The organism is Hydrogenophaga sp. (assembly GCF_035481345.1).
GTDB lineage: Bacteria > Pseudomonadota > Gammaproteobacteria > Burkholderiales > Burkholderiaceae_C > Hydrogenophaga.
This window is the reverse complement of record NZ_DATIGV010000012.1, coordinates 1-9,636: the sequence shown is the minus strand read 5'-3', so window position 1 is coordinate 9,636 and position 9,636 is coordinate 1. Positions and strand designations below refer to the sequence as shown.

Annotated in this window: 11 protein-coding genes; 8 read left to right on the top strand and 3 right to left on the bottom strand. The window is 69.0% G+C overall.

All coding sequences use genetic code 11. The features are described from left to right. Positions 1-388, top strand: a 388-nt coding sequence (locus VLG41_RS00840; protein WP_325347503.1) for a hypothetical protein, incomplete at its 5' end; no start/stop codon positions are given. A 229-nt stretch (positions 389-617) separates the two neighbouring features. On the opposite strand, the gene map is transcribed toward VLG41_RS00840, so the two are convergent. After that, positions 618-1,409, bottom strand: a complete 792-nt coding sequence (map, locus tag VLG41_RS00835) for a type I methionyl aminopeptidase (protein WP_325347502.1) — start codon at positions 1,407-1,409, stop codon at positions 618-620. Beyond that, positions 1,409-1,669: a ParD-like family protein gene (locus VLG41_RS00830; RefSeq protein ID WP_325347501.1), complete on the bottom strand. Its 261-nt coding sequence runs from the start codon at positions 1,667-1,669 to the stop codon at positions 1,409-1,411. Before VLG41_RS00830 ends, map begins: the two co-directional genes overlap by 1 nt. 132 nt (positions 1,670-1,801) lie before the next feature. Between VLG41_RS00830 and VLG41_RS00825 the strand changes: the two genes are divergently transcribed. Then, positions 1,802-2,398 carry a hypothetical protein gene (locus tag VLG41_RS00825; RefSeq protein ID WP_325347500.1) on the top strand — a complete coding sequence of 199 codons (597 nt, stop codon included), beginning with the start codon at positions 1,802-1,804 and terminating at the stop codon, positions 2,396-2,398. Here the strand turns inward: VLG41_RS00825 and VLG41_RS00820 are convergent. Beyond that, positions 2,361-3,164, bottom strand: a complete 804-nt coding sequence (locus tag VLG41_RS00820; RefSeq protein WP_325347499.1) for an IclR family transcriptional regulator — start codon at positions 3,162-3,164, stop codon at positions 2,361-2,363. The genes VLG41_RS00825 and VLG41_RS00820 overlap by 38 nt on opposite strands. 146 nt (positions 3,165-3,310) lie before the next feature. Here VLG41_RS00820 and VLG41_RS00815 point away from each other — a divergent pair, with 146 nt between their 5' ends. The 6 genes from VLG41_RS00815 to ilvC all read left to right on the top strand — a co-directional run. After that, positions 3,311-4,123, top strand: coding sequence for an SDR family NAD(P)-dependent oxidoreductase (locus VLG41_RS00815; protein ID WP_325347498.1), 813 nt, complete (start codon positions 3,311-3,313; stop codon positions 4,121-4,123). Positions 4,124-4,191: 68 nt separating this feature from the next. Continuing rightward, entirely contained in the window at positions 4,192-5,208 is a 1,017-nt protein-coding gene (locus VLG41_RS00810; protein WP_325347497.1) for a TRAP transporter substrate-binding protein, read from the top strand. Between the two features lie 16 nt (positions 5,209-5,224). Beyond that, the gene (locus VLG41_RS00805; RefSeq protein ID WP_325347496.1) at positions 5,225-7,105 is read left to right on the top strand and encodes a TRAP transporter large permease subunit; all 1,881 of its coding nucleotides are present in this window, start codon (positions 5,225-5,227) and stop codon (positions 7,103-7,105) included. Between the two features lie 17 nt (positions 7,106-7,122). Continuing rightward, on the top strand, positions 7,123-8,115 hold the full coding sequence (locus tag VLG41_RS00800) for a thiamine pyrophosphate-dependent dehydrogenase E1 component subunit alpha (protein WP_325347504.1): 993 nt from the start codon (positions 7,123-7,125) through the stop codon (positions 8,113-8,115). Continuing rightward, positions 8,106-9,092 (top strand): alpha-ketoacid dehydrogenase subunit beta, encoded by a 987-nt coding sequence (locus VLG41_RS00795; RefSeq protein ID WP_325347495.1) that lies wholly within the window; start codon positions 8,106-8,108, stop codon positions 9,090-9,092. Before VLG41_RS00800 ends, VLG41_RS00795 begins: the two co-directional genes overlap by 10 nt. A gap of 29 nt (positions 9,093-9,121) precedes the next feature. Then, positions 9,122-9,636 (top strand): ketol-acid reductoisomerase (gene ilvC / locus VLG41_RS00790; RefSeq protein WP_325347494.1); only part of this gene is annotated, 515 nt, incomplete at its 3' end.

Sequence of the window (9,636 nt, the reverse complement as noted above, 5' to 3'; positions counted from 1 at the left end):
GCAGGCCGTTGACCTCATCCTTGCGAACGAACCGCCGTTGCCGACACTGGATGTCCTTGAGCCGATCGTTGCGCAAGCGCCCGAGGTGCCTGCGCTCCTTGATCCGCTACCGCACGACAGCACATACGCCGCCGATTGGAGCAACCCCCTCACGCCCTACGAAGTAGACCGCGCCATGAACGAGCTCTGGCAGATGGCCTTCAACGCTGGGCGCAACGAACCACCCGTACCCGCAATGAACGCGACCGACGCCTACTTCGCCAACCAGACGGACTCGCTCATCAACGCCATGGCCGCCTTCGCGCCTCCGCCCTCCGCCCAAACCACGCTGCGGACCGATGAGCATTCAACGACTCTGACCACCACCATCACCACATCGTTGTGCTGACGAAAGGAACGCCCTTCAAGCCCATTCCCCCCGCCGGTGACATGATTGCCGACAGCCCATCGCTGGGCGGACAAGTGCCTACTCGCCCATCAGCCGACTGGAGCAAGGTGATGCGGCTGCGTGAGGATCTGGGCGCTTTGTCCGCAGCCTGCGCAATTGAACGGGAACAGTCCTCGCAGCAACGAGACCCCTTCAAGAACTGGAAGGAATAGCCCCTTCTGCAGCTTCTTCACACCGCCGCGTACGCCCCCGTGCCCTCCGGCCAGCGCGTCAACACCTCGCACCCCTCGGGCGTCACCGCCACCATGTGCTCCCACTGCGCCGACAGGGAGCGGTCCTTCGTCACCACCGTCCACCCGTCGGCCAGGGTGCGCGTGTCGCGCAGGCCCGCGTTGAGCATGGGCTCGATGGTGAAGACCATCCCCACCTCCAGCCTGAGCCCTTCCCCACGCTGCCCGTAGTGCAGCACGTCGGGCTTCTCGTGGTAGACCTGCCCGATGCCGTGCCCGCAGTACTCGCGCACCACGCTGAAGCGCTCGCGCTGCGCCACCGCCTGGATGGCGTGCCCGATGTCGCCCAGCGTCGCGCCGGGCCGCACCTGCCGGATGCCCGCCCGCATGGCCTCGTAGGTGGTCTCCACCAGGCGCCGCGCCAGCACGCCCGGTGTGCCAACGAAGAACATGCGGCTGGTGTCGCCGAACCAGCCCTCGTGGTTGACGGCGACGTCGATGTTGACGATGTCGCCCTTCTTCAGGATCTTGTCCGGCGACGGAATGCCGTGGCACACCACCTGGTTGACGGAGGTGAGGATGGTCTTGGGGTAGCCGTGGTAGCCCAGGTTGGCGGGAACGGCGCGCTGCACGTTCACGATGTGCTCGTGGCAGATGCGGTCCAGCGCCTCCGTGCTCACGCCCGGCTTCACATGGGGCGCGACGACGCTCAGCACCTCGGCGGCCAGTTGGCCGGCGCGCCGCGCCTTCTCGATGTCCTCGGCGGACTTGATGGTGATGTCCCAGGCCATCAGCGCTTCCCGTTCGACGGTGCGCGGGGCTTGCGGCCCTTGCCCTCGGGCGCGAGGGCCACCGTGAGGTCCAGCCCACCGTCGAGTTCGGCGCGCACCAGCCGCTGGCAGATGGCCTGGTGGTCCAGGCCCGGGTGCATCTCGGCCAGCATGCCCACGCGCATCCAGTGCTCGGCCTGCGCGTTGATGGAGCGGCTGAGGGCATTGCCCGCCACCCGCAGGTTCTCATGCATCTGGTCTGAAATCTTCACGATGCCCATGATCCATCCATATATGAAACGTATACGAATTATATAGACCGACACCGATACACCTCCAGACGAGATCAACATCTGGGAACACCAGGATCGCGCCCGGGCCGGCAGACTGGACGCCGACTCCCGATCCGACCCATGAAGCTGCTGCCCCTCGCCCTCTCCCTCAGCGCCCTGGCTTTCGCGCCGGTGGCCGTGCTCGCGCAAGCGCCCACCCCTAAGCCAGCCACCACCGCCCAGGAGCCCACCAAGAAACGCGCGCCGCTCAAGCGCTCCGCCGCCAAGGCCGTGGAAGAAGTGACGCCGATCGAGGAGGACAGCAGCGTCTCGCTGAGCGAGGCCGATCTCGCGGTGGCGCAGCGCGTGTACGTGGGCAAGATTCCCTGCGAGCTGGGCGCGGCCGTGGAGATCACGCCCGCCAGGCGCCAGGGCTTCTTCTTCGTGCAGGTCGACAAGCCGCGCAAGACGCGCTACTACATGCACCCGGTGGAAAGCCGCACCGGCGCCATCCGCCTGGAAGACCCGAAACGCGGCGCGCTGTGGCTGCAACTGGGCAACAAGTCCATGCTCATGAGCCAGAAGCTCGGCCACCGCGTGGCCGATGAGTGCATGAGCCCCGAGCAGCTGACCTTCGCGGACGAGATGAAGCGCAACCCGCCGCGCAGCCTGCTGGAGCCCCTCGATCCCCCGCCGGGTGTCACTCCGCCCGCGATGCCTGCGCCGCCTGGCTCATGAGCTCGCGGCTGATGTTGAGCATGCGCTCGCCCAGCGCCGCGCGCCGCGTGGGGTGCAGGCGCGACTCGCTCGCCACCAGCACGATCGCGCCCACCGGCCGCCCGTCGCGCTGCAGCAGCGGCACCCCCAGCGCCCAGTAGCCCGGCACCACGATGCCCGGGATCACCGCGTAGCCGCGCTCGCGCGTCTCGGCCACCAGGTGGCGGATCACCGCCACGGGCGACTTGGGGAAGTGCTCGTCGATGTAGGCCCCGTTCACCTGCAGCGCGTTCTCCACCTCGTCGTCGGGCAGCGCGGCCAGGATGGCCAGGCCGCCCGCGCCCACGCCCAGCGGGTGCCGGTCGCCCAGGCGCAGCGCGTCGCTGGGGATGGGGCCGTGGCCGGTCTCGCGTGAGAGGCAGATCGCCTCCAGCCCCTGCACCACCGAGAAGAACACCCAGTCGCCGGTCTCCAGCGCCAGGGCGCGCAAGGACGCCGTGGCCAGGCGCTGCAGCGAGTAGCTGGGCTCGGCCGCCAGGCCCACCACGAAGGACTCCGGCCCCAGCCGGTAGCAGCGGCTCGCCGCGTCGTGCACCACGAAGCGCTCGTCCGCCAGCGTGTGGGTCAGCCGCACGGCCGTGGCCTTGCTCAGGCCCAGGCGGCGGCCGATCTCGCCAATGCGCAGCCCCTCGGGCTGATGGCGCGCCAGCAGCTTCAGGATGCCCAGTCCCCTTCGCAGGGTCTGCGCGCCAGCGGTTTCGCCGGCCGGTGCTTCGGGTGCGTTCATCCTGGTGGAAACCCGCAAACAAGGGATCACATAGTGAACCGCTTTTGCGGAGCGATTCAGGGTTTTCCTCGGACGCAGCGCCGGGTTGTGCTGCGAACATCGGCCAATCGATTCACATTCTGGACATTCAACCTCACAAGGGCGAGATGGACAACCCCAATCAGCACGGCGGGCGCGTCGCCCTGGTCACGGGCGCAGCCAGCGGCATCGGTTTGCAGATCGCGCAGGACCTTGCGCAACAGGGCGCCACGGTCTGCATCGTGGACCGCAACGGCCCCGCGGCCGAACAGGCGGCGCAGGCCATCCGCGACGCGGGCGGCCAGGCCACGGCCTGCGTGGTGGACCTCGCCGACACCGGCGCCATCGAGCGCGCCGTGGCCGAACTGCTCGGTCGCTTCGGCACCATCGACATCCTCATCAACAACGCGGGCGTGGTCTCCACCCAGCCCGCCAGCGACGTGACGCTGGCGCAGTGGAACACCACGCTGGCCATCAACCTCACCGCGCCCATGCTGCTCACGCAGGCCGTGCTGCCGGGCATGCGCGCGCGGCGCTGGGGCCGCATCGTGAACATCTCGTCCATCAGCGGCGTGCGCGCGGGCACCGGCCGGCTGGCCTATGGCAGCTCCAAGGCCGCGCTCATCGCCATGACGGGGCAGTTCGCCATCGAGGTCGCCGAACAGGGCATCACCGTCAACGCCATCGCGCCCGGCTTCGTGGACACGCCCATGATCCGCACGCTGCACGGCAGCTCCAAGGCCAGCACCTACCTCGACGTCTGCCCCATGCACCGCTTCTGCTCGCCGGCCGAGGTGTCGGCCGCCGTGGTCTTCTTCGCTTCCGAGCAGGCCAGCTTCGTCACGGGCCAGACGCTGGGCGTCGATGGCGGCTACCTCGCCAGCGGCCTGTACATGCGCCAGTTGTTCGACATTCCCGCCGCCACGCCCGCGGCGGCTTGAACCCGCGGGGCACCGAAGCGCGCGCACCCATTCCCCCGAGCCAGCACCCCAACCAGAGGAGACACACCATGAGCCTTTCCCGCCGCACCCTCATCAAGGCCACGGGCATCACCGCGGCCGGCATCGCCGCGCCGCTGAAGCTGGCCTACGGCCAGAACGCCGAGTTCACCTTCAAGTACGCCAACAACCAGCCGCCGCAGCACCCCATGAACGTGCGCGCCAAGGAAGCGGTGGAGGCCATCAAGAAGGAAACCAATGGCCGCATGGACATCCAGCTCTTCCCCAGCAACCAGCTGGGCTCCGACACCGACACGCTGAGCCAGTTGCGTTCGGGCGGCGTGGAGATGTTCAACCTCTCCGGCCTCATCCTGTCCACCCTGGTCACGCCGGCCGCGCTCAACGGCCTGGGCTTCGCCTTCCCCAACTACGACACGGTGTGGAAGGCCATGGACGGCGACGTCGGCGCCTACATCCGCGCGCAGATCGCCAAGGCCAACCTGCACACGCTCGACCGCATCTGGGACAACGGCTTCCGCCAGACCACCTCCTCCACCAAGCCCATCAACACGCCGGCCGACCTGGAAGGCTTCAAGATCCGCGTGCCCGTCTCGCCGATGTGGACGTCGATGTTCAAGGCCTTCGGCTCCTCGCCGATCTCGATCAACGCGTCCGAGATGTACACGGCCCTGCAGACCAAGGTGGCCGACGGCCAGGAGAACCCGTTCGCGGTCATCTCCAACTTCAAGCTCTATGAAGTGCAGAAGTACTGCTCGCTCACCAACCACATGTGGGACGGCTTCTGGACGCTGATCAACCGCCGCGCCTGGGACCGCCTGCCGCCCGACGTGCGCGACATCGTCACCAAGCACATCAACGCCGCCGCCGTGAAGGAGCGCGCCGACGTGGCCGCCAACGAGGCCACGCTGCAGAAGGACCTCACGGCCAAGGGCATCGTCTTCAACTCGCCCAACACAGCGCCCTTCCGCGACAAGCTGCGCAGCGCCGGCTTCTACGCCGAGTGGAAGGGCAAGTTCGGCGACGAGGCCTGGGCGGTGATGGAGAAATACACCGGAAAACTCGGCTGACACGCACTGGGCTGACATGACCGAACTCATCGCCGGCACCTCCGCCGACGCCGACGGTGCCTACAAGGGCACCGTCCTTCACGACACCCGCCGCAGCCCGATGTGGCTCAAGCCGCTGGAGGCGGCTTCTGCCCTGCTGATGCTCAACATCACGGTGCTGCTGCTGGTGGGCGTGGTCTCGCGCTACGTGTTCAACAAGTCCCTGGTGTGGTCCGACGAGGTCGTCTCGATCTCCTTCATCTGGCTCACCATGCTGGGCGCGGCCATCGCCGTGCACCGCAACGAGCACCTGCGCCTGGGCCTGTTCGTCGACCTGCTGCCCCCGCGCCTGCGCGGCTTCGTGCACGCCTTCGCGCTGGTGGCCATCGCGGCGCTGCTGCTCGCGCTCATCGGTCCGGCCATCGACTACGCGAAGGACGAGTGGTTCATCCACACGCCCGCGCTGGACCTGCCCAACACCTTTCGCGTCAGCTCCATCGCCTTCGGCTTCGCCGTCATGCTGGCGCTGATAGTCCTGTACGCCGGGCGCTCCGCGCGCAAGGCCGACCTGGCGCTGGCGGTGCTCGTCGTCGGCGCCGTGGCGCTGGCGTGCTGGCACTTCTCGCCGCAGCTCATGAAGCTTGGCGCGGCCAACATCGGCTTCGTTCTCATCGGCTTCGCCGCCGTCTGCCTGGTGGCGGGCGTGCCCATCGCCTTCTGCTTCGGCGTGGGCGCGGTGTGTTACCTGGCCTTCACCACGCACGTGCCGCTCACCGTCGTCATCGGCCGCATGGACGAAGGCATGTCCAGCCTGGTGCTGGTCTCGGTGCCCATCTTCGTGCTGCTCGGCTGCATCCTGGATGCGACCGGCATGGGCAAGGCCATCGTCGATTTCCTCGGCTCGCTGCTGGGCCACGTCAAGGCCGGCATGTCCTACGTGCTGCTGGGCTCGCTGTTCATCGTCTCGGGCATCTCCGGCTCCAAGGTGTCCGACATGGCCACCGTGGCCCCCGCCCTCTTCCCCGAGATGAAGCGCCGCGGCCACAAGCCGCGCGAGATGGTGGCCCTGCTGGCCACCGGCGCCGCCATGGCCGACACCGTGCCGCCCAGCATCGTGCTCATCGTGCTGGGCGCGGTGGCAGGCGTGTCCATCGCGGGCCTGTTCCAGGCGGGCTTCGTCATCGCCATGGTGCTGCTGGCCGTGCTGCTGGTGCTGGCGCGCTGGAAGGCCCGCAACGAAGACATGCACGACGCGAAACGCGCACCGCTGTCCCTGGTGCGCCGCTTCCTGCTCATCGCCGCGCCCGCGCTGGTGCTGCCCTTCCTCATCCGCGCGGCGGTGGGCGAAGGCGTGGCCACCGCCACCGAGGTCTCCACCGTCGCCGTGGTCTACGCGCTGTTCGTGGGCCAGGTGATGTACGGCGGCATCGGCCTGCGCAAGTTCTACGACATGCTGGTGGAAACCGCCGCGCTCTCGGGCGTGGTGCTGCTGGTGCTGGGTTCGGCCTCGGCCATGGCCTGGTCCATCACCCAAAGCGGCGTGGTGCAACAGCTCTCGGGCGTCATGACCACGCTGCCCGGCGGCTGGGTCGGCTTCATGGCCGTCACCATCGCCGTCTTCGTGGCCCTGGGCTGCCTGCTGGAAGGCCTGCCCGCGGTGCTGCTGCTGGCGCCCATCATGTTCCCCATCGCCAAGTCGCTCGGCATCAACGACGTGCACTACGCCATGGTCATCGTCTGCGCCATGAACATCGGTTTGATGATGCCCCCCATCGGCGTGGGCTTCTACATCGCCTGCCGCATCGGCGACGCGCCGCCCGACGAAGTCATCGGCGCCATCTGGCCCTACCTGGTGGCGCTGCTCGTGGGCGTGGTCATCATCGCGGCCTTCCCGCAGATCACCACCATGGTCTTGTGACCCAGACGCGCGTGAACATGATCGAGCTCTACAAGACCATGGCGCGCATCCGCGCCTTCGAACTCGCGGCCGAGGTGGCCAGCCAGGGCGGCGTGGGCGTGCTCGGCGCCAAGCTGGACGAGCGCGCCAAGGTGCGCGGCCCGCTGCACCTGTCCATCGGGCAGGAGGCCGTGGCCGCCGGCGTGTGCGCCCACCTGAGCCGCGAAGACCTGCTCACCAGCACGCACCGTGGCCATGGCCACACCCTGGCCAAAGGCGGCGACATGCGCCGCATGATGGCCGAGCTGTTCGGCCGCGCCGGGGGCAGCAACGGCGGCAAGGGCGGCTCCATGCACATCGCCGATTTTTCGGTGGGCATGCTGGGCGCCAACGGCGTCGTCACCGCCGGCCTGCCCATCGCCTGCGGCGCGGCGCAGGCGCTCAAGCTGCAAGGCAAGCCCCACCTGGTGGCCTGCTTCTTCGGCGACGGCGCCACCAACCGCGGTCCGTTCCTGGAAGCGCTGAACTGGGGCGCCGTGTTCAAGCTGCCCGTGCTCTTCGTCTGCGAGGACAACCGCTACTCCGCCACCACCGCCACCGCCGGCCTGAGCGCCGGCCCCGGCGTGGCGGCGCGCGCGCTGGCGCTGGGCGTGCCCGGCGAAACGGCCGACGGCAACGACGTGCAGGCCGTGCACGCGGCCGCCGGCCGCCTGGTCGCCAAGATCCGCGCGGGCGAAGGCCCGCAACTGCTGCACGCCCTCACCTGGCGCGTGCGCGGCCACGTGTCGGTGGACACGCAGGGCTACCGCGACCCGAACGACCTGCAAGGCGCCATCGACGCCGACCCGCTGCGCCGCGCGCGCGAGGCCGCGCTCGCCGGCGGCGCCACGCTGGCCCAGCTCGACGCCATCGACGCCGAAGTGCGCGCCGAGATCGACGACGCCGTGGCCTTCGCCGACGCCTCGCCCGCGCCCGATCCGGCCGAGGCCTTCACCGACATCCAGACCACCGGAGCCGGCGCATGGCACTGATCCGAACCACCTATGCCGACGCCGCCGTGCGCGCCCTGAGCCAGGCCATGCGCGCCGACCCGCGCGTGGTGGTGCTGGGCGAAGACGTGGGCCGCGGCGGCATCTTCCAGCAGTACAAGGGCCTGCAAGCCACCTTCGGCCCCGAGCGCGTGATCGACACGCCCATCTCGGAAGCCACCATCGTCGGCGCCGGCGTGGGCATGGCGCTCGTCGGCATGCGCCCCGTGGTGGAAATGCGCGTGGTCGACTTCGCGCTCTGCGCCATGGACGAGATCGTCAACCAGGCCGCCAAGAACCGCTACATGTTCGGCGGCCAGGGCCGCGTGCCGCTGGTGATGCGCCTGCCCATCGGCTTCTGGTCCAACTCGGCCGCGCAGCACTCGCAAAGCCTGGAGGCCTGGTTCGCCCACCTGCCCGGCGTGGTGGTGATGTGCCCCGCCACGCCGCAGGACAACTTCAGCATGCTCACCCAGGCCCTGCGCGGCGAGGACCCGGTGATCTACATGGAGAACAAGGAGCTGTGGGGCCTGGAGGGCGAGGTCGATGACACGCTGACCGCCACACCCGGCCGCGCGAACCTGCTGCGCCGGGGCGACGACCTCACGCTCGTGAGCTGGTCCGCCGCCGTGCACACCGCGAGCCAGGCCGCCGACGCACTCGCCGCGCAGGGCGTGCGCGCCAGCGTCATCGACCTGGGCACCCTGTGGCCCTGGGACCGCGAGGCCGTGCTGGCCGACTGCGCGCGCACGCGCCGCCTGCTGGTGGTGCACGACGCCGTGCAGGCCGCCGGTTTCGGCGCCGAGGTGGCGGCCACCGCCGCCCAGGCCACGGGCTGCCGCATCGCCCGCCTGGGCGCGCCGCGCATTCCCGTGGGCTACGCCACGCGGCTGGAATCCGTGGCCCGTGTTTCTTCGTCCGCCGTCGTCGAGGCGGCGTTGTCCCTCATGGCCGATGCCCCGCAGGCAACGGCCGCCTGAACCCCTTCCCTCTCAACAGCAACAAGACCATGAAAGTTTTCTACGACAAGGACTGCGATCTGTCCCTCATCAAGGGCAAGACGGTCGCGATCATCGGCTACGGCAGCCAGGGCCATGCGCACGCGCAGAACCTCAACGACAGCGGCGTGAAGGTGGTGGTGGGCCTGCGCAAGGGCGGTGCCTCGTGGGACAAGGTCGGCAAGGCCGGCCTGAACGTGCTGGAAGTCAACGAGGCGGTGAAATCCGCCGACGTCGTGATGATCCTGCTGCCCGACGAGCAGATCGCCGAGGTCTACAAGAACAACGTCGAGCCCCACATCAAGCAGGGCGCCTCGCTGGCCTTCGCGCACGGCTTCAACGTGCACTACAACCAGGTGGTGCCGCGCGCCGACCTGGACGTGTGGATGGTCGCCCCCAAGGCCCCGGGCCACACCGTGCGCAGCACCTACGCGCAAGGCGGCGGCGTGCCCCACCTGGTGGCCGTGCACCAGGACAAGAGCGGCAAGGCGCGCGACCTGGCCCTGAGCTACGCCATGGCCAACGG